Genomic DNA, 22653 nt, shown 5'->3' with positions numbered 1-22653 from the left:
CACGCCCTCACAGCCTAGGGGCGACGGCGGGCCACGCGACGGTGAGTTCGCCGCGCCGCCAGCGGTCGGGTTCCTTCTCGATCGGCCAGCCGGCCGCCCGGGTGGCGGTCACCGCCGCCGCGAACCGTTGCCGTACCCCGAAGTCGGCGTACGGCGCCGCGTCCCGCCAGCAGGTGTCCAGTGTGGACAGGAAGGCGTGCACGGGCTCGCCCGGTACGTTGCGGTGGATCAGCGCCTTCGGCAGCCGTTCCGCGAACGACGCCGGACTGTCCAGAGTGGACAGTCGAGTGGCCAGGGTGAGGCTCGCGGGCCCGGCGCCGGTCAGCGTCACCCAGCAGGCCAGTCGGCCCAGCTCGTCGCAGGTACCGTCGATCGCGGCACCGCCGGCCGCGAGCCCGCGCCGCAGTGCCGCCCAGGCCGCCGGCACCTCCCCCTCGGCGTACTGGCGGAGCACGTTCAACGCGCGCACCAGCACCGGCCGCAGCCCGGCCAGCTCGAACCCGCCGCGGCGGAACTCGACCCGCGGCGGGTCGGCCGCCGGTGCCGCCGCCGCCACCCGGGCCGGGTCGATCTCCAGCCCGACCACCCGCACCGCCGGCGCCACGGTACGCAGCCGGGCGGCGAGTTCCAGCGTGGTGACCGGCGAGGCGCCGTACCCGAGGTCGACCACCAGCGGATCGTCGGCGCCGCGCAGCAGCCGGCCGTACCGGTGCGCGAGGTACCGGTCGACCCGGCGCAGCCGGTTCGGGTTGGTGGTGCCGCGGGTGATCGACCCGTACGGCCGCTCCGGCACGTCAGCCGCCTGGCGGACCGTCGGCGCACCGGGCGACCAGCTTCGCCGGGTCGGCCCGCCCGGCCGACCGCGTGACCGGTGCCGGGTCGGTTCGCGCGGCCGGGCACCGCGTGACGGGCGCCGGGTCGGCTCGCGCGGCCGGGCACCGCGTGACCGGCGCTGGGTCGGCTCGCGCGGCCGGGCGCCGGGTGACGGGCTTGGCCGGGCTGGCGCGCTCGGCCGTACCCGACCCACCGGTCCGCGACCCGGGCGTCATCAGCCGATCTTGCCCTTGATCACCTTGTGCTGGGCAGCCTGCGCGAGCGGGCGCACCACCAGGCGGTCGATGTTGACGTGCTGCGGCAGCTCGACCGACCAGCGCACGCACTCGGCGACGTCGTCGGCGGTGAGCGGTTCGGCGACCCCGTCGTACACCTTGGCGGCGCGGTCGGCGTCGCCGTGGAACCGGGTCAGCGAGAACTCCTCGGTGGCGACCATGCCCGGCGCGATCTCGACCACCCGTACCGGTCGGCCGGCGAGTTCCAGCCGCAGCGTCTCGGCGACCGCCTGCTCGGCGTGCTTGGCCGCGGTGTAGCCGGCGCCGCCCTCGTACACCCCGTACGCGGCGGTGGAGGTGATCATGACGATGGTGCCGCGCCGGCTGGCCACCAGCTGCGGCAGCAGCGCGGCGGTGACCCGCTGGGTGCCGACGACGTTGACCCGCCACATGGTGTCCCAGTCGGCCAGGTCGGCGGACTCGACCGGCTCCAGCCCGTACGCCCCGCCGGCGTTGTTGACCAGCACCCGCAGCTCGCCGGGCAGCCCGGACACCGTGTCGGCGAGCGCCGCCACCTGCGTCGCGTCGGTGATGTCGCAGGTCACGGCGGTGCCGTCGAGCTCGGCGGCCAGCGCGGTGATCCGGTCGGCCCGGCGCGCCGCCGCGACCACGTGGTACCCGGCGGCCGCCAGCTGGCGGGCGCTCGCGGCGCCGATCCCGCTGGACGCGCCGGTCACCACGGCCAGCGGACGGTTCGTGTCAGCCATGATCCCGATCCTGCCATGCGAGATCCGTCACTGACGGGGCCGGGTAGTTCGGTGATTGTCGTATCACCGGGCAAAGATGGGTACGGGGGAGCGAAGGAGGACTGATGGTCTCGCGCGGCACCCCGAACATGCACCTGTGCGCCGGGCCGGGCCGGGCGGAGCTGGACCGCCCGCACCGGGTCGCGCTGCTGTCCATGCACACCTCACCGCTGCACCAACCGGGTACCGGCGACTCCGGCGGCATGAACGTGTACATCGTGCAGGCGGCGAAGCGGCTCGCCGCCCGGGGCGTCGCGGTCGACATCTTCACCCGGGCCACCGCCAGCAGCGAGCCGCCGGTCGCGCAGCTCACCGACGGGGTGCGGGTGCGGCACGTGCCGGCCGGGCCGTACGAGGGGCTCACCAAGACCGACCTGCCGGCGCAGCTGTGCGCGTTCACCGCCGGCATCCTGCGCGCCGAGGCCGCCCGCCCGGCCGGCTGGTACGACCTGGTGCACTCGCACTACTGGCTGTCCGGGCAGGCCGGCTACCTGGTCGCGGACCGCTGGGGGGTGCCGCTGGTGCACACCGCGCACACCCTCGGCCGGGTCAAGAACGCGCAGCTCGCCGTCGGTGACCAGGCCGAGCCGGCGACCCGGATCATCGGCGAGGACCAGGTGGTCGCCGAGTCCGACCGGATGGTCGCCAACACCGCCGCCGAGGCCGACGACCTGATCCGGCGGTACGGCGCGGCGCCGGACCGGGTGTCGGTCGTGCTGCCCGGCGTCGACCTGGAGTGCTTCACCCCCGGCGACCGGTTCGCCGCGTCCGGCCCGGACACCACCGCCGACCTGCGCCGCCGGCACGACCTGCCCACCGACGCGCTGATCGTGCTGTTCGTCGGCCGGATCCAGCCGCTGAAGGCGCCGGACGTGCTGCTGCGCGCGCTGGCCCGGCTGCGCGATCGGGAGGCCGCGCTCGGCCGGCCGGTGGTCGCCGTGGTGGCCGGCGGCGCCAGCGGCAACGCCACCGCCCGCCCCGACTACCTGCACGGGCTGGCCGGCGAGCTGGGCGTCACCGACCGGGTCCGGTTCCTGCCGGCGCAGCCCGGCCCCCGCCTCGCCGAGCTGTACCGGTGCGCCGACCTGGTCTGCGTGCCGAGCCACAACGAGACGTTCGGGCTGGTCGCGCTGGAGGCGCAGGCCTGCGGTACCCCGGTGGTCGCGGCCGCGGTCGGCGGCCTGACCACCGCGGTCCGGCACGGCGAGACCGGCGTGCTGGTCGACGGGCACGACCCGGGCCGCTGGGCGACCGTGCTGGGCGACCTGCTCGGTGCGCCGGCCCGGCGGGCCGCGCTCGCGGTCGCCGGGGTCGGGCACGCCGCGCACTTCTCCTGGGACCGCACCGCGGACGGCCTGCTCGACGTCTACACCGACGCGATCGGCGAGAACCGCCGCCGCACCCGCGCCTGCGCCTGACCGCCGGGCCTGCGCCCGGTCCGGCGCCGCGGCGTGCTGTGATGACGGGATGACGGACGCCGAGATCACCGAGCTGATCGAGCAGAGCCTGGCCGCGGCGGAGCTGGACTGGGAACCCACCGGCGCGGCCAGCTACGCGGTGACGCTGCCGGGCACGCACAAGCTGAAGACCACCTGCAACCTGATCGTCGGCCAGCACACGCTGCGCATCGAGGCGTTTGTGATGCGCCAACCGGACGAGAACCGCGAGCAGCTCTGGGCGTACCTGCTGCGCCGCAACGCCCGGATGTACGCCGTGTCGTTCGCCATCGACACCGTCGGCGACGTGTACCTGATGGGCCGGGTACCGCTGACCGCGGTCACCGCCGACGAGCTGGACCGGCTGCTCGGCTCGGTGCTGACCTACGCGGACGAGAGCTTCGACGAGATGCTGGAGATCGGCTTCGGCTCGGCCATCCGCCGCGAGTGGGAGTGGCGCGTCAAGCGCGGCGAGTCGCTCGCGAACCTGCGCGCCTTCGCCCACTTCGCCGACCCCACCCGGCGGGGCTGACCGGTTCGTCAGTCCGGCACGGGGTCGTGGTGGATCTGTTCCGGTGGGACCTGCAGGCGGGACAGGACGCGGTCGAGGGCGTGCACCAGGCCGGGCGGGCCGGACAGGTAGACCTCGTGCTGGTGCCACGGGCCGGTCGAGGCGACCAGCTCCGGCAGCGCACCGCGCGGGCCCGGGAAGTCCGGGTCGTCGGTCGCCACCGGTACCAGGGTGAACGCCGGGTACCGCTCGGCCAGCTGCGCCAGGATCGGCAGGTTGTACAGCTCCTGGGTCTGCCGGGCGCCGAACACCAGCCGGACCGGCCGGCCGGGCTGGGTGGTCAGCACCTGCTCGACGATGGCCCGGCACGGCGCGAGGCCGGTCCCGCCGGCGACCACCAGCAGCGGCCGCTCGCCGGTCGTCTCGATCACCGCCGACCCCATCGGCGGGCCCAACCGCAGCGTCGAACCGACCCCCATGTCGTGCACCAGCGCGGTCGACACCTGGCCCAGGTCGATCGCCCGGACGTGGAACTCCAGTACGCCGTCGGGTCGGGGCGCGGTGGCCATCGAGTACGGCCGCCAGGCTCGCGGCACCGCCGGCACCTCGATCGTCGTGTACTGCCCGGCGCGGTAGCGGTAGGCCACGTCGGTGCGCACCTTCATCACCGCGATGTCCAGGTACGGACGGTGGTGCGCGACGATCGTGCCCTGCCAGTACGGCGGGTCGGTGGACGCCGCCTCGGCGGACTGCATCACCGCCGCGGCGAAGTCGTACGCCCGCAGCCAGGCCTGCTCGTACTCCGGCCGCCAGCCGGCCGCGGCGTGCTCGCGCAGCGCGCCGACCAGCGCCTGCCGGACCGCGTCGTAGTGCGCCGGGCGGATGCCGTACTTCCGGTGGTCACGGCCGAGCTGCTCCAGCCACTCGACCAGCCGGGGCAGGTCGGACAGCGCCTCGGCCAGCCCGATCAGCGCGTTGAACAGCCGGTCGCCGTCGGCCCGCAGCCCGGCCGGGAACAGCCCCCGCAGGTACGGCCGGCCGAGGAACAGCTGCGCGTAGAACGAGCGGACCACCTCGTCGGCGGACGAACCGATGGTCTCCAGGCTCGCCACCATCAGCGCCTGGTCGCCCTCGCGCTCCGGGTACCCGGTGGGCCGGCGGGCGGTGACCGGCGCGGTGCGGCGCCCCTCCTCGCGCAGGGACCGACGCAGCTGCATGGCGTGATGCAGCGCGAGCAGCTGCTCGTAGTCGGAGCTCGCGTCGGTCATGATGTCCTTCGGTGGCAGTTGTCCGAATCCGGATAGTGTCAGGAAACTGGCCGTGATGTAAGGCCGGACGGTTGGTGACGGCCGGTTCGGCGGGGGTTTTCGCCGGTCACTACATTGCTCCTCGTCGATGCCGTCCGCCAGTTCGGGTACCTGCGGGTAGCTTTCCAGATCGCCGTGGGGCCCGGCCGGTCGGCCGGATGCGACATACTGCGATCCGTCCCGATCCGGCAGCAGCGTGCGAAGGTGCCCATGTACTCGCAGACCAACCCCGTCCACCAGGAACGCTGGTTACCGGTGGAGGCGCTGGAACAGAACCCGCGGCTGCTCGACGACTACCCGCACCGGTACGTGTTCGTGGTGACGAACAGCGCGCACGAGATGACCGACCCGACCAGCCGCAGCCGGATGGTGGCCGCCCGGCTGTTCTGGGCGGTGGAGGCGCTGGAGGCGCAGGGCTGGGAGCCGGCCGCGTGGGACCTGGACGGGACCGCGGTCGGCGTGGTGATGCGCCGGGTCGGCGGCGGTGGCACGTCGTACCAGCTGGACGGCGCCACCCAGTGGAGCTGACCGCTCGGTCCGAGCCGGCCGCGCGGTCGTGCCAGCCATCCAGTGGACCCGACCGGCCCCGCTGCGGTCGCCGCGGCCCGGCGCGCAAAGATGGGACGGCGAGCGGTCGCGACGCGAGGGAGTGCGCATGAGTGTGGGCAAGCTGGTCCTGGTTCGGCACGGCGAGAGCGAGTGGAACGCCAAGAACCTGTTCTCCGGCTGGGTCGACGTCGACCTGAACGACAAGGGTCGGGCCGAGGCCACCCGAGCCGGCGAGCTGCTGCGTGAGCACGGCATCGCCCCCGACCTGGCGCACACGTCGGTGCTGCGCCGCGCCATCCGTACCGCCGAGATCACGCTGCACGGGGTCGACCGGCACTGGATCCCGGTGCGCCGGTCCTGGCGGCTGAACGAGCGGCACTACGGCGCGCTGCAGGGCAAGAACAAGAAGGAGACGCTCGCCGAGTTCGGCGAGGAGCAGTTCATGATCTGGCGCCGGTCGTACGACACGCCGCCGCCACCGATCGCCGACGACGCCGAGTACTCGCAGGCCGGCGACCCGCGCTACGCCGCGCTGCCGCCGGAGCTGATGCCCCGCACCGAGTGCCTCAAGGACGTGCTGGAGCGGTTCCTGCCCTACTGGTACGACGCGATCGTGCCGGACCTGCGCACCGGCGCCACGGTGCTCGTCGCCGCGCACGGCAACTCGCTGCGCGCCCTGGTCAAGCACCTCGACCAGATCTCCGACGACGACATCGCCGCGCTCAACATCCCCACCGGCATCCCGCTGGCGTACGAGCTGGACGACGAGCTGCGCAAGGTGAAGTCGGAATACCTGGACCCGGAGGCGGCCGCCGCCGGCGCGGCCGCGGTCGCCAACCAGGGCCGCTGACCCCCTCCCGGCGCGGTCCGCCTCGGACCGCGCCGGCCGCTCCGCCGGCGACCGACGGCGGGCCGGTGGTGGTCAGGTCGGCATCCGGGGGCCGGTGCCGGTGGAGGCGCGTACCACCAGCTCCGGCGGGAAGACGAAGTCGGCGTGCGTGGTCGGGGTGCCGCCGATCTCCTCCAGCAGCGCGTCCACCGCGGCCAGCCCCATCGCCTCGACCGGCTGCCGGATCGTGGTGAGCGGCGGATCGGTGAACGCGATCAGCGGCGAGTCGTCGAACCCGACCACCGACACCTCCGCCGGTACCGACCGGCCGCGGTCCCGGGCCGCGCGGATGGCGCCGAGCGCCATCAGGTCGCTCGCGCAGACCAGCGCGGTGGCACCGCGGTCCAGCAGCGCGTTCGCCGCCGCGGTACCGCCCTCGACCCCGAACAGCGAGTGCTGCACCAGCTCCGCGGCCTGCTCGCCGGTCGCGCCAAGGGTGTCGCGCAGCGCCGCGGTGAAGCCGTCGATCTTGCGCTGCACCGGGACGAACCGGCGCGGCCCGACCGCCAGCCCGATCCGCTCGTGGCCCTGCCGGGCCAGGTGCTCGACCGCGAGCCGCATCGCCGCCCGGTCGTCGGCCGAGACGAACGGCGCGTTCAGCTCCGCCCGGTACCCGTTGATCATCACGTACGGGACGCCGCGGGAGCCGAGCCGCTCGTACCGGCCGAGGTCGGCGGTGGCGTCGGCGTGCAGGCCGGAGACGAACACGATGCCGGTGATCTCGCGTTCCAGCAGCTGGTCGACCAGCTCGTCCTCGGTGGAGCCGCCGGGCGTCTGGGTGCACAGCACCGGGGTGTACCCGTACCGGGTCAGGGCCCGCTCCACGACCTGCGCGAACGCCGGGAAGATCGGGTTGTTCAGCTCCGGGGTGATCAGCCCGATCAGGCCGGCGCTGCGGCGGCGCAGCCGGGCCGGCCGCTCGTACCCGAGGACGTCGAGGGCGGCGAACACCGCCTGCCGGGTGGCCGCCGCAACGCCGGGCCGGTCGTTCAGCACCCGGCTGACCGTCGCCTCGCTGACCCGTGCCTGCGCCGCGATGTCGGCCAGCCGTGGAGGATGCACGCCTCGCGACTCTACCGACCGGTCGTGCTACTGGGTACGGCCGCTGCTGACCCGGCTGGCCGGCGGCGCGCTCGCCGGGGCCGCGCCGCTGACCGGCCGGGTGCGCCGGGATCGAGCCCGGCGCAACGCTTCCGGCGCTGCGCCGGCTCGCCCCGCGGACCCGGTTCGCTGGGCGCGCCGCGCAGGAGCAGGGGTTGCAGCAGGCCCCCCAGCGCACCGGCTCACCGCTGGCCTGCTTCGCCGCCCTGCTCGTCCCGGTCAGCGTCGCAACCACGTGACGCCGGCGCTGCGGGTGTTCCGTACGCCGCTCGCGGAGCTCCCCGAGCCGGCTGACCGTACGGCGGGGTCGCCGTACGGTCAGTCCGGGGTCATCCGGTGGCCGACACGTCGATGGCCACCGCGTCGGTCGGGGCGACGGTCACCTGGGCGGTACCGTCCGCGCCGACGGTGACGGTGGGCCCGGTGCAGCCGCCGCCGGACGCGGCGCCGTGGACCACGTCGCAGTAGGTACCCGCCGGCAGACCGGTCTGCAGCGTCTCGGTCATCGTCCCGGTCTCGTTGTTGATCGCGACGAAACCCTTGCCGCCGCGGCCGAAGGCGATCCGGCTGCTGCCGTCGTCCCACCAGTTCGTCACCGGGGTGCCGGCGACCGCGTTGTGGAAGCCGACCATGCCGACCACCTGCGGGCGCCGGTGCTCGCACACCCAGCCGTTGTCACAGTCCACTGTGGACACCATACCGTCCGGGCCGGCCGGCGGCGACTGGTCGCCGCTGTCGAAGGCGAAGCTGGACATCACCTTCGGCGTGCCGTAGTCCCAGCCGAGCAGGAACACGTCCGCCAGCGTGTACCTCGCACCGTCCTGGTAGGACAGTGTGCTGCCGTTGCGCTGGGTGTCCCAGTTGTCCACGAAGGACACCGCGAGGTTGCTCGGCTCCATGCCCTTCGGGTCGGCGCTGGTGCCGAGCCCGGCGAGGTCGGCCAGCCGGCCGTCGAACGCCGACTTCAGGCTGGTGCCGTACCGGAACTCCAGCAGGTTGCCGGTCCCCTCGTACTGCGACGGCTGCACCGCCTCGCCGGCGCCGTAGCTGACCTCCTGGTAGATGTAGGTCCAGCGGGACAGCCTGGTCTCGATCGCCTTGATGTCGTCCGGGCTCACGTGCTTCGCCGCGTCGAGCCGGAACCCGTCGACCCCGAGCCCGAGCAGGTCGTTCAGGTAGTCGGCGAGCTTGCCCCGCACGTAGTCGCTCTCGGTGCGCAGGTCGGCCAGGCTGACCAGCTCGCACTCCCGTACCTCGGTCGCGTTGCCGTAGTCGTGGATCTGCCCGTCCGACTCGGGGCAGTCGCCGGGGTAGTGGTGGAAGTCCTGCGACCCGTACAGCCCCGGATAGTCGTACTTGTCGGGGAACGTGCTGCCGCCGTAGCCCGTGTTGCCCTGCCCGGTCATGTGGTTGAGCACCGCGTCGGCGTAGACCCTCACCCCGGCGTCGTGGCAGCTGCGCACCATCGCGGCGAACTGGTCCCGGGTGCCCATCCGGCTCGTCAGCTGGTAGCTGACCGGCTGGTACACCTCCCACCACGGGTGGCCGTCGACCGTCACCGACTCCTGCGGCGGGGACACCTGCACGGCGCCGTAGCCGTCCGGGCCGAGCACGTTCGTGCACTCGTCGGCCACGGAGGTCCACGGCCACTCGAACAGGGTGGCGATCACGTCGCGCCCGCCGGCGTCCGCGGCCGCGTACCCGCCGGACCCGCCCGCGTCCTGCCCGGGCACGGCGGTACCGGCCCGCTCGGGCGAGGTGTCGGCGTGCGCCGCCGCCGGTACGGTCAGCGACGCGGCCAGCGCGGTCACCGCCACCAGGCGGGTGAGTACCCGCGTTCTGCTCCCCATCGGACCTCCGTCCCGCCGGCGCGTGGCGCCGGCCCTGGGCGTGTCGGGCTCCGGCCGCACGGGCGAACCGGCAAGCACGCTCGACCCGTACGTCGGATTTCGTCCGATAAGACCCTGCTAGCCCGACAACACCCCTGTCAACCCTTCCACCGCAAGATTCAGAAAATCCTTGCACGAGCCGCACGGCGTTCCACCGGGACCGACCCGGAGGGCGCGACCCTCAGCCGAGGGTGCGGGTGAAGAAGTCGACGGCGGCGGCGGCCACGGTCCGGCGGGCCGGGGCGCCGGCCTCGTTGTCGGCGAGGAACGCGTAGTGCTCGACCGAGTCGCCGGCGCTCTGGTGCGTCGCGCCGGGGATGAGCGAGGCGTACCGGAGCGCGTACTCGGGCGCCGGGGTCTGGTCGTCGGCGCCGGCCGACCAGATCGACACCGGTTCCTCGATGTGCCGCAGGCTGTCCGTGTCCAGGGCCGGAGCCATCCCCGGGCAGATCAGGAACCCGGCCCGGGCCCGCGCGTCCCGGTAGTTGCGCCCGCAGTGGTCGATCCACTGGTCCAGGTCGGCCTCGGTGAGCCGGGACTTCAGCTCCTCGACGATGTTCGGGTACTCCGGGTTCGGCGCCGAGGGGATCCGTTCGTGCACGACGTCGCTGTAGATGCCGCGGTCGATCCGGGCGCCGAGCAGTGCCGCCGCGGTGTAGCCGCCGGCCGAGTACCCGGCCACGCCGACCGGCCCGGTCTCCTCGTGCGCGGCCACCTCGGACAGCGCCACGGTCAGGTCCAGGGGCCGGTCCCACCAGCAGGCGAACGCCTCCGCGACGTACCCGGTCGGGTAGCTGTTGCCGTGGTGGTCCACCCCGACGGCGAGGAAGCCGGCCGCGGCCAGCGCCTCCGCCAGCCAGGACAGCGTCTCGGCGGCGCCGCCGCTGCCGTGCGAGAGCAGTACGGTGCCGCGCGGCGTGCCGGCGGGGCGCCACAGGTACGTGCGCACCGGCCGGGGCGCGTCGTCGCGCCAGGCCGGGCGTACCGGATCGGTGAGGTCGAGGACGTCGGGCGTACTGGCCGGGGGGATCGCCATGCGGCGGATCATACGGCCTGGCTCGGAGCCGATCGCCGGCCCGTCGCGGCCGGTCAGCGCGCCGCCGCGAGCTGTTCACCGCCGCTCCGACACCGGTTCACCGCGGCGGCACCCCCAGCATCGCCGCGGTGAACCGGTGTGGGCGCGTGGCCGGCGTGCCGGCGGCGGCCCGGCCGCCCGCTCGGCGGCGGGCTTCGGGCCGGCCGCCAGCCGGCGTGTTCGCCGGCGCCGGGCCCGCCAGCCGGCGTGTTCGCCGGTGCCAGGCCGGCTAGCCGGCGTGTTCGCCGGTGACCAGGTAGATGACCTGGGTGGCGGCGTTGACGGCGTGGTCGGCGTACCGCTCGTAGTAGCGGCCGAGCAGCGCGGCGTCGACCGCGGCCTCCGCGCCGTGGCTCCAGCCGGCGGCGAACATGATGCCGAACATCCGGCGGTGCAGCTCGTCGAGCTCGTCGTCGTCCCGGTCCAGCTGCGCGGCGAGGTCCGCGTCGTGGTCGGCGACCACGGCGCGCATCTTGTCGGCCATCCGTACCGCGGTGTCGGCCATCGACGCGAATACGCCGGCCAGCTCGTCCACCACCGCCCGCTCCGGGTACCGGCGGAGCGCCGCGCGGGCCACGTGCCGGGCCAGGTTGCCCATCCGCTCCAGGTCGGTGGCGACCCGCGGCGCGGTGAGCAGGGTACGCAGGTCGGCGGCGACCGGCGCTTGCAGCGCGACCAGTTCGTAGGTGCGCGCCTCGACCTGGTCGCGCTGGGCGATCAGGTTCGGGTGGTCGGCGAGCACCGACTCGGCGGCGGCCCGGTCGGCGCCGAGCAGGCCGGCGGTCGCGTGCCGCATGGCCGTACCGACGTGCTCGGCCATGGCCGACAGCAGCTCGCCGACCAGCGCCAGCTGCACCTGATACTCGTCTCGCATCGTCCCCCCTGACGTCTGTGCGGCTCCGACGGTAGGCAGCCGGGGCGTACCCGCGGTGAACGGTGGTGAACGCCGCCTTCCCAGGGTGTGAACATTCCCCGAACCACGCCGGGTTTGTGGTGAAATGCTCCTTCACCTGGGCGTTACCCGGCCTACGATCGCCGCGTGGACTGGGCAGCACTCGGCGTTGGGGGGCTCGTCGGGCTGCTGGTCGGCGGCCTCGGCGCGATCGCGGCCCTGCGCGGCCGGCACGGTCGGTCGAGCGCCGCCGCATCGGGGGAGGCCCCGTCGAATCAGCCGGCACCGCCGGACCGGGAGGCCGCCACCGTGCCGGAACCAGTCAGCCGACCCACGCACGCCGCGCTGGTCGAGGAGAGTGTCGCCGCCCTGCGGGTCGGCCTCGTCGTACTCGGCTGCGGCGGCGAGGTGGTCCTCGCCAACCCGGCGGCGCGCCGGCTCGGGCTGGTCCGCGCCGAGGCGACCGGGCTCGCCCCGCACTCGGTGCTGCGCACCCTCGGCGGCCGGGTCACCCAGCCCGGCCAGCAGCGCGACGTCGACCTCGAACTCAACCGGCGCGACCTGCCCGGCGCCGCCGCCGACGGCCCGGACCGCACCGGTGTCCGGGTGCACCTGGTCGGGTTGACCGGCGGGTACGTCGCGATGGAGGCCGAGGACGTCACCGAGGCGCACCGGGTCGCCCGGGTCCGCCGGGACTTCGTCGCGAACGTCAGCCACGAGCTGAAGACCCCGGTCGGCGCGCTGCAACTGCTCGGTGAGGCGCTGGTCGACGCGCTCGACGACCCGGAGGCGTCCCGCCGGTTCGCCGAACGCATCGCGCACGAGTCGTCCCGGCTCGGCCGGCTGGTCACCGAGCTGCTCGAACTGTCCCGGCTGCAGGGCGCCGAACCGCTGCCCGACCCGGTACCGGTGGCCGCCGACCGGCTGGTCGCCGAGGTGCTGGACCGCACCCGCACCACCGCCCAGGCCAAGCAGATCTCCGTGGTCGCCGACGGCGAGCACGGGCACACCGTGTACGGCAACGAGACGCAGCTCGCCACCGCGCTGGCGAACCTGGTCGAGAACGCCCTCGCGTACTCGCCGGAGCACACCACCGTCACGGTGCGCACCGACCACCGGGCCGACACCGTGCTGCTGTCGGTGATCGACCAGGGGATCGGGATCGAGCCGCGCGACCTGGACCGCATCTTCGAGCGGTTCTACCGCGCCGACAAGGCACGCTCGCGGGCCACCGGGGGTACCGGGCTGGGCCTCGCGATCGTCAAGCACATCGCCACCAACCACGGCGGCCGGGTCGACGTGACCAGCACCGTCGGGGTCGGCTCGACGTTCACCCTGCGGCTACCCGGCCGCCCGCCGGCCGACATCGCGGTGGAGCACAACCCGGGTGAGATCGCCGAAGACATCGGACAAGCAGAGGTACAACCCGGCGCGCCCGCCCGGCGCGCGTGAGAGAGGACAGCCGTGACCCGCGTACTGGTCGTGGAAGACGAGGAGTCGTTCTCCGACGCCCTGTCGTACATGCTGCGCAAGGAGGGCTTCGAGGTCTCCGTCGCGGCCACCGGCACCGAGGCGCTCACCTCGTTCGAGCGCACCGGAGCCGACATCGTGCTGCTCGACCTGATGCTGCCGGAGATGTCCGGCAGCGAGGTGTGCCGGCAGATCCGGCAGCGCTCCAGCGTTCCGATCATCATGGTCACCGCCCGCGACGCGGAGATCGACAAGGTGGTCGGCCTCGAGATCGGCGCGGACGACTACGTGACCAAGCCGTACTCGCCGCGCGAGCTCGTCGCCCGCATCCGCGCCGTGCTGCGCCGCCGGTCCGAGCCGACCGAGGCCGAGTCGCCGACGCTCGCCGCCGGCCCGGTACGGATGGACGTCGACCGGCACGTGGTCACCGTCGGCGGTGACGGGGTCTCGTTGCCGCTCAAGGAGTTCGAGCTGCTGGAGATGTTCCTGCGCAACGCCGGCCGGGTGCTGACCCGCGGCCAGCTGATCGACCGGATCTGGGGCGCCGACTACGTCGGCGACACCAAGACGCTGGACGTGCACGTGAAGCGGCTGCGGGGCAAGATCGAGCCGGAGCCCTCCAGCCCCCGCTACATCGTCACCGTCCGCGGCCTCGGCTACAAGTTCGAGTCTTAGGGTCGCCGCGCCGGCCCGATTCGTCCGCTGGCGGCGTTGTCGTCGGCTTGTGTGCTGACGCACACGGCGCCTCCTCCGCCTTGCCAGCGAACGAATCGGACTCGGCTCGCTGCCGTGACCTCACATCACCGCGGGATCAAACCAGGTAAACCAACAACGGTGTCCGGTCGGCTTCTCGCATCGCGGTCGGGCGGTGCGGACGATTGGCGTGCTGGAGCGTGACCGCATAGTGTCGGTGCTGGCCCCGGGCCGGTGCCGGGCGGGGTGCGCGTGACGGCAGCGCTGCCGGCCGCGCAGCCGTCGGTGGCTGCCGGACGGCCGGCCCCTCGACGAGAAGGACAACACGGACGAGGGGAACGCGGGTGACCGCTTCAGACGACACGCTGGCCGACGTCTACGCCGAGGTGCTGCGCCGCAACCCGGGTGAGACCGAGTTCCACCAGGCCGTGCACGACATGCTGGCGAGCCTCGGCCCGGTGGTGGCCAAGCACTCGAAGTACGTCGACGCCGCGGTGGTGCGCCGGATGTGCGAGCCGGAACGGCAGATCATCTTCCGGGTGCCGTGGGTCGACGACGCCGGCGAGGTGCAGCTCAACCGCGGCTTCCGGGTCGAGTTCAACTCGGCACTCGGGCCGTACAAGGGTGGGTTGCGCTTCCACCCGTCGGTCTACCTGGGCATCGTGAAGTTCCTCGGGTTCGAGCAGATCTTCAAGAACGCGCTGACCGGGATGCCGATCGGCGGCGGCAAGGGCGGCTCCGACTTCGACCCGAAGGGCCGCTCGGATGCCGAGGTGATGCGGTTCTGCCAGGCGTTCATGACCGAGCTGTACCGCCACCTCGGCGAGTACACCGACGTGCCGGCCGGCGACATCGGCGTCGGTGGCCGGGAGATCGGTTACCTGTTCGGCCAGTACAAGAAGATCACCAACCGGTACGAGTCCGGGGTGCTGACCGGCAAGGGGCTCAGCTGGGGCGGCTCCCAGGTGCGTACCGAGGCGACCGGGTACGGCACCGTCTACTTCACCAAGGAGATCCTGGACACCCGCGGCGACTCCTTCGACGGCAAGCGGGTCGTCGTGTCCGGTTCGGGCAACGTGGCGATCTACGCGATCGAGAAGGTGCACCAGCTCGGCGGTACCGTCGTCGCCTGCTCCGACTCGTCCGGCTACGTGGTGGACGAGAAGGGCATCGACCTGGACCTGCTCAAGGAGGTCAAGAACGTCCGCCGGGCCCGGATCGCCGAGTACGCCGTGGCGCGCGGCGGGTCCGCGCGCGTCAGCGACCGCGGCTCGGTCTGGCAGGTGCCCTGCGACGTCGCGCTGCCGTGCGCGACCCAGAACGAGCTCGACGGTCCGGACGCGACCGCGCTGATCGAGCACGGTTGCCGGGTCGTGGCCGAGGGCGCGAACATGCCGTGCACCCCGGAGGCGGTCCGCCGGTTCACCGAGGCCGGGGTGGTGGTGGCGCCGGGCAAGGCGGCGAACGCCGGCGGCGTCGCCACCAGCGCGCTGGAGATGCAGCAGAACGCCTCGCGCGACTCGTGGAGCTTCGAGCACACCGAGGAGCGGCTCGCGGTGATCATGCGCAACATCCACGACCGCTGCCTGGAGACCGCTGACGAGTACGGTGCGCCCGGCAACTACCTGGCCGGCGCCAACATCGCCGGCTTCATCCAGGTGGCCGACGCGATGCTCGCCCTCGGCATCATCTGAGCCGAGGGTCGAGCTACTTCTTGCGGCGCTTGGGCGCGGCGGTGGTGGCCGGGTGTTCGGCGACCAGGCCGCGCTTCGCCCGGGCGGCGCACAGCTCGGCGAGCCGCCCGTACGCCTCCTTGCCGATCAGCTCGGTCAGCTCCGGCTCGTACGACTGGTAGACGGCCTCGCCGCCGGTGTGCGCCTCCGGCGACGAGGTGCACCACCAGTGCAGGTCGTGGCCGCCCTCGCCCCAGCCGCGCCGGTCGTACTCGCCGAGCGTGTCGACGAGCACCCGGGTGCCGTCCGGCCGGTCCTCCCACTCCTGCAGCCGCCGGACCGGCAGCTGCCAGCACACGTCCGGCTTGTACTCCAGCGGGTGCACGCCGTCGCGCAGCGCCTGGGCGTGCAGCGCGCAGCCGTACCCGCCGGCGAAGCCGGGACGGTTGTGGAAGATGCAGGCGCCGTCGACGACCCGGGTCTTCCGGCCGTCCGCCTCGCCGTCGGTGCTGTCCACCTCGGTCCAGTTCTTGAACCCGGTGGTGTGGTGCTGCCAGGTCTCCGGGGTGAGCTTCTTGACCGCGGCGCGGACCCGCTTCTCGTCGTCGGCGTCGGTGAAGAACGCGCCGTGCGAGCAGCAGCCGTTCTCCGCCAGCCCGGCGACGATGCCGTGGCAGCCGGCGCCGAAGATGCACTGCCAGCGCGACAGCAGCCAGGTCAGGTCGGCGCGCACCACGTGCTCGTCGTCGGTCGGGTCGGTGAACTCGATCCACTCCCGGGGAAAGTCGAGCGGGACCTCCCGGCTCCGCGGCTCGTCCGGGTCTTCCACCGTCACCTGCACCAGAGCGCGTTTTCCTGCCACGACGGCAAGCCTACGCAGCCACCGGCCGGACCGGCGAACCTACCCGCGGACGCGCCGGCCCGGCCTGCCGCCGTACTCAGCCGTGCGTGACGGTCAGCGAGTAGAACTTGACCTTCGCCCCGTTGCTGGTGCTGTCGGATGCCGACTGGTTGTAGTCGCCGGCCTTGAAGTACTGGTGGTACCGGTCGAACGAGCCGGGGATCGGGTAGCTCGTGGTGTCGCCGTCGATGGTCAGCTGCACGGTGTCGCCGCCGGTCACGGCGATCCGGTAGGTCCACTGGGTGCCCAGCGGCACGTTGCCGACCGGGTGTCGGGTCTGCCCGCCGTCGGGCGAGTTCTCGGTGCCGAGGGTGATGTCGCCGTTCGGCGCGTAGTAGAGCTCGACCAGCGGCTTGGTGGAGTCGCCGCCGCTGCCGAGGTGGATCTGCCCGACGCAGACGCTCCTGGTCACCGACACGATCCGCAGCCGCGCGTCGAGCCGGTGGGTACCGGGCAGCGACCAGTCGGCGGCGCTGCCGTCCCGGTTCATCTCCCGCAGCTCGCTGCGCGGGTAGTGCGAGTGCGGGGTGGTGACGCCGGACTCGGGGTCCCAGAACGTCATCGAGCCGTCGTGGGAGTCGGTCCAGAAGTACGCCGGATTGCTGTACCCGTCGTCGCCGACCAGCTGCGACGACGGGATCGTGGTCGGCGATCCGGGTGCGCCGATGGGCAGTTGCAGCTCCCACACCGACAGGTCGAAGTTCCCGCCCGGCGGTACGTCGGTGCGCAGGTTCGGCGGCACGGACTCACCGTGCCACGGCGCGGCGGTCGCGGTGGTGCCGGGAACCGTTGCCAGGACGGCGATCGCGACGGCCAGGGCGGCCCGGCGGGCGCGGCGGTGGGTACGGCGCATGTCTCCTCCAGGTACCGGACACGGGCGTTTCGGTCTTGTTCCGGCATCGTTGGACAACAGGTGCCACAAGTCAAGACAGCGTTCACGGATGTGAATCATCCGCACCGTTCGCGCCGGTACGGCGGCGGTGCGGGCCGACCCGCTAGGGTTCGCACTCGTGCGGCTCGGAGTGATCGACGTCGGGTCCAACACCGTGCATCTGCTGGTGCTGGACGCCCATCCGGGTGCCCACCCGTGGCCGGTGACCTCGATGAAGTGGACGCTGCGGCTGGCCGAGCAGATCGGCCCGGGCGGCACCCTCACCGCCGCCGGCGCCGACGCGCTCGTCGACGCGGTACGCGAGGCGCACGCCGAGTCCGAGCGGATCGGCGCCGACGACCTGCTCGCGTTCGCCACCTCGGCGGTGCGGGAGGCGACGAACTCGGCCACGGTGCTCGACCGGGTCCGCGCCGAGGCCGGCGTCGACCTGCAGGTGCTGACCGGGGTGGACGAGGCGCGGCTGACCTTCTTCGCGGTCCGGCGCTGGTTCGGCTGGTCCGCCGGCACCCTGCTGGTGCTCGACATCGGCGGCGGCTCGCTGGAGGTGGCGTGCGGCATCGACGAGTCGCCCGACGTCGCCCTGTCGGTACCGCTGGGCGCGGGTCGGCTCACCCGGGAGTGGCTGTCCGCCGACCCGCCCTCGGCGGCCGAGCTGGCCGGGTTGACCGAGCACGTCGGCGGGCTGCTCGACGACGTGCTCGCCGAGCTGGGCTCGGTGCGGCCGGACCGCGCGGTCGCCACCTCCAAGACGTTCCGCAGCCTGGCCCGGCTGGCCGGCGCGGCACCGTCCGGCGCCGGCATCCGGGTGCCGCGCAGCCTCACCCGTACCGGCCTGCACCAGGTGCTCGGGTTCGTCCGGCGGATCCCGTCCGCGGGGCTGGCCGAGCTCGACGGGGTGAGCGCGGCCCGGGCCCACCAGCTGCTGGCCGGCGGCGTGGTGGCCGAACAGGCGCTCAGCCGGCTGGAACTGGCCGCGGTCGATCTGTGCCCGTGGGCCCTGCGTGAGGGCGTGATCCTGCGCCGGCTCGACTGGCTCCGCGGTACCTGACCGCGGTGTCCGGTGATTCCGCAGGTCAGCGTGGTGAGGGTGCCGTGTCGGAATGGTCTACGGAGGGTGATGATGCCGCTCGCGGCGATGGCGATTACGCTGTACCGGTGACATCCGACGCAAAGCACAGTCGGCACCCGGTCCCGGTCCTGCTGTCCACCTCGGCGGTCTATCCGGAGCCGACGGCGGTGGCCTTCGAGCTGGCCGTGAAGCTCGGGTACGACGGCGTCGAGGTCATGGTGTGGACCGACGCGGTGAGCCAGGACATCGGCGCGCTGCGCGGCCTGGCCGAGCACTACAACGTCCCGATCGGCACCGTGCACGCCCCGTGCCTGCTGATGACCCAGCGGGTGTGGAGCCCCGATCCGTGGGAGCGGCTGCGCCGCGCCGCGGTGATGGCCGAGGAGCTCAACGCCGGCACCGTGGTGGTGCACCCGCCGTTCTTCTGGCAGCGGGAGTACGCCCGCACGTTCTCCGCCGGGCTGGACAAGCTGCGTGCCGCGCACCGCGGTGTCCGGTTCGCCGTGGAGAACATGTACTGGGTGAAGATGGCCGGCCGCCGCTTCGTGCCCTACTCGCCCGACTGGGACCCGACGGTGGTCGGCTACCACGACTACACCCTGGACATCTCGCACTGCGCGGCCGCCGGCGCCGATCCGCTGGCGCTCGCCGACCGGATGGGTTCGGCGCTCACCCATCTGCATCTCGGTGACGGCAACTCACCGGGTCGGGATGCGCACCTGATTCCGGGCCGCGGCACGATGCCGTGCGCCGAGGTGCTTCGCAAGCTCGCCACCGACGGCCACCTGCAGTCGGTCGGCGTCGAGATCGCCACCCGCAAGATGGACCGGGCCGGCCGGGAGGCGGCGCTGGCCGAGACGCTCGCGTTCGCCCGGACCCATCTGACTCTTCCCTCCACTGCCGACGTCTAGAGGCTTACCCCCATGGCGGTTACCGGACGGGCCAGGCCGCGCCGCGACCTGGTGCTGCAGGGCAGTCCAGCATGGCCGGAGATCTCGGCCATGCTGTCCGACGGCGCGGTCTCGGTCGAGGTGTTACCGGTCGATCCGGCGGCCGGCGAGCGGTGCCTGCGGCAGATCGGCGCCACCGCGGACAGCTGGCTCGGCGCGATGGCCCTGCACACCGGCGGCGCGCTGGTCGACAACGGCTGGCTCCGGGTGTACGGGGGCGGGTGCCCGCAGCGCCGGCTGCCCGACCTGGCAGCGGTCAACCCCGATCCGGAGGCGGCCGGTCACCTGCTCGTCGGTGCCGACGTGCTCGGCGGCCGGTACGTGATCCGCGGCCGCGACCCGGAGTCCACTGTGGACACCGTGGTGCTGCCGGGTGAGCCGGGCGAGATCTGTTACCTAGGGCCGGACACGCTGCGCTGGGAGCCGCTGTCCTGGGCCTACCGCGACTGGCTGTCCCTGCTGGTCGGCGGCGCGATCGTGGACTTCTACCACGACCTGCGCTGGCCGGGCTGGGAGGCGGAGGTGTCCGCGGTGCCGCCGGACCGGCTGCTGTCGCTCTACCCCCCGGTGTACACCAAGGAGGGGCGGGCGCAGCTCGCCGACTCCGATCGCGAGGCTGTCGGCGCCGAGGAGCTCTACGGTCTGCTCGACGAGCTGACCGCCGAACGCGCCGCCCGCCACTGATCACCCACCGCCCGCGCCCGATCGTGGTGTGCCGGGTCGCGGCGATCGCTGCCGGCCGCGTACCACCGTGCTCAGCCGGCGCGACGGGCAGCGCGCGGGACGCGGGTCAGCCGACCGCGGCGGCGCGCTTGCGGGCGCGGTGCGCGGCGACGTGCGAGCGGGTGGCGCAGCGCTCCGAGCAGAACCGGCGGCAGTTGTTCGACGAGGTGTCCAGGTAGACGTTGCCGCAGTGCTCGTCAGCGCAGACGCCGAACCGGTCGCTGCCGTTCTCACACAGCCACACCGACAACCCCCAGACCGCGCCGGCGATGTGCTCGGCGCTGGCGGTGGAACCGCGGCCGGTGACGTGCACGTGCCAGGACTTGCCGTCGTGTCCGGAGATGTGCGGCTGCACCGGATAGGCGACCAGCAGCGCGTTCAGCTCGTCGACGGCGTCGGTGTCGCGGCCGCCGGCACCGAGCTCGAACACCCGTCGCAGCCGCTTGCCGGCGCGCCGCACGGCGACCAGGTCGCGCTCGCCGGCCTGCTGTGCGGCCCGGGTGTCCGGACCGAAGGCGACCGCCGGATCGACCGGGTCGTCGGCCGGGAGGTTCGCCAGTGTGACCGCCGTCTGCGCGTACGCGTCGAAGTCCACGGACCTACGTTAGACAAAATCGCGGTCCGTAACCAACCGGCGGGGCACCGTACGGGCATTCCTCATACCCGTCCGTGATGTTCCCACCGGGCGGCGGGTGAAACGGCCCTCCGATCGCAGTGCCGCGGATGCCGGGGCAGCAGGATCGGGCAAAAGCACGGCAACAGCGGCCATGTCGTTGCGCGGGGCCGGATCCTAGCCTCGATCCCGAACAACATCCCTGGACAACCGGGTGATCCGGGCCCGCGCCGGCCGCTTCCTGCCGCCGCCACGCCGGGTCGCCCGGCAGCGTCCGCATGCATGCGTACGGAGGGCGGAGGTGTCGGCCATGCCAGGGTCCGCGGCAACGTCTCGCGCGCCGGGTGGTGCTCCGGCATCGCCGGGTGCCGGTTCCGGTACCAACCGGGTCGTACCGGCACGCACGGTACGGGCGTCCCGCCGTGCCGGTGGCGCGCGGCGGCTGCGCGAAGCGGCCACCGCGTACGCGTTCCTCGGTCCGAGCCTGTTCGGAGTGCTGGCGTTCCTGCTGGCGCCGGTGGTGATCGTGGCGGTCGTCAGCCTGTTCAGGTGGAGCATGCTGGCGCCGCCGGAGTTCGTCGGGCTGGCGAACTACCGGCGGATGGCCGGTGACGGCACCGTGTGGCACTCGGTCGCGGTGACCGCGCTGTACGTGCTGATCGCGATCCCGACCCAGACGGTCCTGGCGCTGCTGCTCGCGATCCTGCTGAACACCAGGTTGCGCGGGATCCGGTTCCTGCGGGCGTTCTTCGTGATCCCGTGGATGGCCACGCCGGTGGTGATGGGCGAGGTCTGGAAGTGGATCTTCTCCACCCAGAACGGCGCACTGGACAGCTTCCTCGGCCTGTTCGGGGTGGATCCGATCGCCTGGCTGTCGTCCGGTACCTGGGCGCTGCCCGCGGTGGCGGCGGTCGGTGTGTGGGGCGGCACCGGCTACACGATGCTGTTCTTCCTGGCCGGTCTGCAGGGCATCCCGGAGCACCTGTACGAGGCGTCCCGGCTGGACGGCGCCGGCCGGGTGCAGCAGTTCTTCGCGATCACCCTGCCGCTGCTGCGGCCGACCATGTTCTTCGTGCTGGTCACCAGCATCATCGGGTCGTTCCAGGTGTTCGACACGGTGTTCGCGATGACCAAGGGCGGCCCGGACGACGCGACCACGGTGCTCAACTTCAAGATCTACGCCACCGCGTTCCAGAACTTCGACGACGGGTACGCCTCGGCCCTGGCGATGCTGCTGTTCGGTCTGTTGCTGCTGCTGACGCTCGCCCAGGTGCTCTATTTCCGCAAGCGCACCACCTACGACTACAGCTAGGAGCGGCGACGATGAAGGCGACCGCGCGGGTGGCGGTGTACGCGGTGCTGGTGGTCGGCGCGTTCGTGTCGGTCTTCCCGTACCTGATGGTGGTGTTCACGTCGCTGAAGACGGCGCCGGAACTGAACTCGACGGCGCCGTGGCTGCCGGCGGTCCCGGGCACGCTGGACAACTTCGTCTCGCTGTTCGACGGCTCGATCGCGAACGTCTCGTTCGTCGCGTACCTGTGGCACACGGTGCTGCTCACCGTCGTACTCACGGTGGGGCAGCTGGTGTTCACCACGTTCGCCGCCTACGCCTTCGCGCGGATGCGGTTCCCCGGGCGGCAACTGCTGTTCTGGGCGTACGTGGCGACGCTGATGGTGCCGAACGTGGTGACGATGATCCCGCTGTACCTGATCATGCGGCAGATCGGCTGGGTGGACACCTGGATGGGGCTGGTCGCGCCGTACGTGCTCGGCTCGCCGTACGGGATCTTCCTGATGCGGCAGTTCTTCCAGACGCTGCCGGCCGATCTGGAGGACGCGGCGCGCATCGACGGCGCCGGCACGATGTCGATCCTGCTGCGGGTGATCCTGCCGCTGAGCAAGCCGATCCTCGGCACCCTGACGATCCTGACCGTCGTGTTCTCCTGGCATAACTTCCTCTGGCCGCTGATCATCAGCTCGTCCGACTCCACCCGGGTGGTGACGGTCGGGATCGCGTCGCTGCAAGGCAATCTCGGCGCCGACTACAACCTCATGATGGCCGGCAGTTTCGTCGCGCTGGTGCCGCTGATCGTGGTTTTCCTGCTGTTCCAACGTTCCATCGTGCGCTCGGTCGCCCTCACCGGCCTGAAGTGACCGCGCAGCAC

Annotated in this window: 22 protein-coding genes; 12 read left to right on the top strand and 10 right to left on the bottom strand. The window is 72.7% G+C overall.

The features are described from left to right. Nucleotides 1–7: 7 nt before the first annotated feature. Nucleotides 8–793: a class I SAM-dependent methyltransferase gene (locus tag NUM_RS28470; RefSeq protein WP_207128034.1), complete on the bottom strand. Its 786-nt coding sequence runs from the start codon at nucleotides 791–793 to the stop codon at nucleotides 8–10. Nucleotides 794–1048: 255 nt separating this feature from the next. Beyond that, nucleotides 1049–1816 (bottom strand): SDR family oxidoreductase, encoded by a 768-nt coding sequence (locus NUM_RS28465; protein WP_207128033.1) that lies wholly within the window; start codon nucleotides 1814–1816, stop codon nucleotides 1049–1051. A gap of 128 nt (nucleotides 1817–1944) precedes the next feature. On the opposite strand from NUM_RS28465, the gene mshA reads away from it, so the two are divergent. Both mshA and NUM_RS28455 read left to right on the top strand, forming a co-directional pair. Beyond that, nucleotides 1945–3273 (top strand): D-inositol-3-phosphate glycosyltransferase, encoded by a 1329-nt coding sequence (gene mshA, locus NUM_RS28460; protein WP_225918912.1) that lies wholly within the window; start codon nucleotides 1945–1947, stop codon nucleotides 3271–3273. Between the two features lie 49 nt (nucleotides 3274–3322). Beyond that, nucleotides 3323–3823, top strand: coding sequence for a type III secretion system chaperone family protein (locus NUM_RS28455; RefSeq protein ID WP_207128031.1), 501 nt, complete (start codon nucleotides 3323–3325; stop codon nucleotides 3821–3823). 8 nt (nucleotides 3824–3831) lie between these two features. Here the strand turns inward: NUM_RS28455 and NUM_RS28450 are convergent, their stop codons facing one another. Beyond that, entirely contained in the window at nucleotides 3832–5070 is a 1239-nt protein-coding gene (locus NUM_RS28450) for a globin domain-containing protein (protein WP_207128030.1), read from the bottom strand. Nucleotides 5071–5313: 243 nt separating this feature from the next. On the opposite strand from NUM_RS28450, the gene NUM_RS28445 reads away from it, so the two are divergent. Both NUM_RS28445 and NUM_RS28440 read left to right on the top strand, forming a co-directional pair. Next, nucleotides 5314–5637, top strand: coding sequence for a hypothetical protein (locus tag NUM_RS28445; protein ID WP_207128029.1), 324 nt, complete (start codon nucleotides 5314–5316; stop codon nucleotides 5635–5637). 127 nt (nucleotides 5638–5764) lie between these two features. After that, on the top strand, nucleotides 5765–6508 hold the full coding sequence (locus NUM_RS28440) for a phosphoglyceromutase (RefSeq protein WP_207128028.1): 744 nt from the start codon (nucleotides 5765–5767) through the stop codon (nucleotides 6506–6508). Between the two features lie 72 nt (nucleotides 6509–6580). Here NUM_RS28440 and NUM_RS28435 read toward each other — a convergent pair whose 3' ends face one another. The 4 genes from NUM_RS28435 to phoU form a co-directional block, all read right to left on the bottom strand. Then, on the bottom strand, nucleotides 6581–7609 hold the full coding sequence (locus tag NUM_RS28435) for a LacI family DNA-binding transcriptional regulator (RefSeq protein ID WP_207128027.1): 1029 nt from the start codon (nucleotides 7607–7609) through the stop codon (nucleotides 6581–6583). A gap of 368 nt (nucleotides 7610–7977) precedes the next feature. Then, complete coding sequence (locus tag NUM_RS28430; protein ID WP_207128026.1) at nucleotides 7978–9498, bottom strand: alpha-amylase; 1521 nt, start codon at nucleotides 9496–9498, stop codon at nucleotides 7978–7980. A 220-nt stretch (nucleotides 9499–9718) separates the two neighbouring features. Next, the gene (locus NUM_RS28425) at nucleotides 9719–10573 is read right to left on the bottom strand and encodes an alpha/beta hydrolase family protein (protein ID WP_207128025.1); all 855 of its coding nucleotides are present in this window, start codon (nucleotides 10571–10573) and stop codon (nucleotides 9719–9721) included. Nucleotides 10574–10841: 268 nt separating this feature from the next. Next, on the bottom strand, nucleotides 10842–11486 hold the full coding sequence (gene phoU, locus NUM_RS28420) for a phosphate signaling complex protein PhoU (protein WP_207128024.1): 645 nt from the start codon (nucleotides 11484–11486) through the stop codon (nucleotides 10842–10844). A 165-nt stretch (nucleotides 11487–11651) separates the two neighbouring features. On the opposite strand from phoU, the gene NUM_RS28415 reads away from it, so the two are divergent. The 3 genes from NUM_RS28415 (at nucleotide 11652) to gdhA (ending at nucleotide 15361) form a co-directional block, all read left to right on the top strand. Then, the gene (locus tag NUM_RS28415) at nucleotides 11652–12956 is read left to right on the top strand and encodes a sensor histidine kinase (RefSeq protein WP_207128023.1); all 1305 of its coding nucleotides are present in this window, start codon (nucleotides 11652–11654) and stop codon (nucleotides 12954–12956) included. Nucleotides 12957–12968: 12 nt separating this feature from the next. After that, nucleotides 12969–13649, top strand: coding sequence for a response regulator transcription factor (locus NUM_RS28410; RefSeq protein WP_207128022.1), 681 nt, complete (start codon nucleotides 12969–12971; stop codon nucleotides 13647–13649). A gap of 362 nt (nucleotides 13650–14011) precedes the next feature. After that, nucleotides 14012–15361, top strand: a complete 1350-nt coding sequence (gdhA, locus tag NUM_RS28405; RefSeq protein WP_207128021.1) for an NADP-specific glutamate dehydrogenase — start codon at nucleotides 14012–14014, stop codon at nucleotides 15359–15361. Nucleotides 15362–15374: 13 nt separating this feature from the next. On the opposite strand, the gene NUM_RS28400 is transcribed toward gdhA, so the two are convergent. Both NUM_RS28400 and NUM_RS28395 read right to left on the bottom strand, forming a co-directional pair. Beyond that, nucleotides 15375–16175, bottom strand: coding sequence for a hypothetical protein (locus NUM_RS28400; protein ID WP_207128051.1), 801 nt, complete (start codon nucleotides 16173–16175; stop codon nucleotides 15375–15377). A 103-nt stretch (nucleotides 16176–16278) separates the two neighbouring features. Further along, nucleotides 16279–17094: a polysaccharide lyase family 7 protein gene (locus NUM_RS28395; protein WP_207128020.1), complete on the bottom strand. Its 816-nt coding sequence runs from the start codon at nucleotides 17092–17094 to the stop codon at nucleotides 16279–16281. A 157-nt stretch (nucleotides 17095–17251) separates the two neighbouring features. Here NUM_RS28395 and NUM_RS28390 point away from each other — a divergent pair, with 157 nt between their 5' ends. From NUM_RS28390 to NUM_RS28380, 3 genes are all read left to right on the top strand, one after another. Further along, the gene (locus NUM_RS28390; RefSeq protein ID WP_207128019.1) at nucleotides 17252–18181 is read left to right on the top strand and encodes a Ppx/GppA family phosphatase; all 930 of its coding nucleotides are present in this window, start codon (nucleotides 17252–17254) and stop codon (nucleotides 18179–18181) included. A 107-nt stretch (nucleotides 18182–18288) separates the two neighbouring features. Beyond that, the gene (locus tag NUM_RS28385) at nucleotides 18289–19113 is read left to right on the top strand and encodes a sugar phosphate isomerase/epimerase family protein (protein WP_207128018.1); all 825 of its coding nucleotides are present in this window, start codon (nucleotides 18289–18291) and stop codon (nucleotides 19111–19113) included. A gap of 12 nt (nucleotides 19114–19125) precedes the next feature. After that, nucleotides 19126–19836: a DUF2625 family protein gene (locus NUM_RS28380; RefSeq protein WP_207128017.1), complete on the top strand. Its 711-nt coding sequence runs from the start codon at nucleotides 19126–19128 to the stop codon at nucleotides 19834–19836. Nucleotides 19837–19942: 106 nt separating this feature from the next. Here the strand turns inward: NUM_RS28380 and NUM_RS28375 are convergent, their stop codons facing one another. Beyond that, nucleotides 19943–20470: a CGNR zinc finger domain-containing protein gene (locus NUM_RS28375; protein WP_207128016.1), complete on the bottom strand. Its 528-nt coding sequence runs from the start codon at nucleotides 20468–20470 to the stop codon at nucleotides 19943–19945. A gap of 328 nt (nucleotides 20471–20798) precedes the next feature. Between NUM_RS28375 and NUM_RS28370 the strand changes: the two genes are divergently transcribed. Both NUM_RS28370 and NUM_RS28365 read left to right on the top strand, forming a co-directional pair. Then, entirely contained in the window at nucleotides 20799–21800 is a 1002-nt protein-coding gene (locus NUM_RS28370; RefSeq protein ID WP_207128015.1) for a carbohydrate ABC transporter permease, read from the top strand. A gap of 11 nt (nucleotides 21801–21811) precedes the next feature. Further along, entirely contained in the window at nucleotides 21812–22642 is an 831-nt protein-coding gene (locus tag NUM_RS28365; protein ID WP_207128014.1) for a carbohydrate ABC transporter permease, read from the top strand. Nucleotides 22643–22653: the final 11 nt, after the last annotated feature.

The organism is Actinocatenispora comari, assembly GCF_017312725.1.
GTDB classification, from domain to species: domain Bacteria; phylum Actinomycetota; class Actinomycetes; order Mycobacteriales; family Micromonosporaceae; genus Actinocatenispora; species Actinocatenispora comari.
Note: the sequence above shows the minus strand (reverse complement) of the source record. Positions and strands in the feature narration are given on the sequence as shown.

Bases quoted from the DNA above. Each gene is read 5' to 3' on its own strand.
- NUM_RS28465 (WP_207128033.1), bottom strand. From the start codon at position 1,816: ATGGCTGACACGAACCGTCCGCTGGCCGTGGTGACCGGCGCGTCCAGC.
- mshA (WP_225918912.1), top strand. From the start codon at position 1,945: ATGCACCTGTGCGCCGGGCCGGGCCGGGCGGAGCTGGACCGCCCGCAC.
- NUM_RS28455 (WP_207128031.1), top strand. From the start codon at position 3,323: ATGACGGACGCCGAGATCACCGAGCTGATCGAGCAGAGCCTGGCCGCG.
- NUM_RS28450 (WP_207128030.1), bottom strand. From the start codon at position 5,070: ATGACCGACGCGAGCTCCGACTACGAGCAGCTGCTCGCGCTGCATCAC.
- NUM_RS28440 (WP_207128028.1), top strand. From the start codon at position 5,765: ATGAGTGTGGGCAAGCTGGTCCTGGTTCGGCACGGCGAGAGCGAGTGG.
- NUM_RS28430 (WP_207128026.1), bottom strand. From the start codon at position 9,498: ATGGGGAGCAGAACGCGGGTACTCACCCGCCTGGTGGCGGTGACCGCG.
- NUM_RS28425 (WP_207128025.1), bottom strand. From the start codon at position 10,573: ATGGCGATCCCCCCGGCCAGTACGCCCGACGTCCTCGACCTCACCGAT.
- phoU (WP_207128024.1), bottom strand. From the start codon at position 11,486: ATGCGAGACGAGTATCAGGTGCAGCTGGCGCTGGTCGGCGAGCTGCTG.
- NUM_RS28395 (WP_207128020.1), bottom strand. From the start codon at position 17,094: ATGCGCCGTACCCACCGCCGCGCCCGCCGGGCCGCCCTGGCCGTCGCG.
- NUM_RS28380 (WP_207128017.1), top strand. From the start codon at position 19,126: ATGGCGGTTACCGGACGGGCCAGGCCGCGCCGCGACCTGGTGCTGCAG.
- NUM_RS28370 (WP_207128015.1), top strand. From the start codon at position 20,799: ATGCCAGGGTCCGCGGCAACGTCTCGCGCGCCGGGTGGTGCTCCGGCA.
- NUM_RS28365 (WP_207128014.1), top strand. From the start codon at position 21,812: ATGAAGGCGACCGCGCGGGTGGCGGTGTACGCGGTGCTGGTGGTCGGC.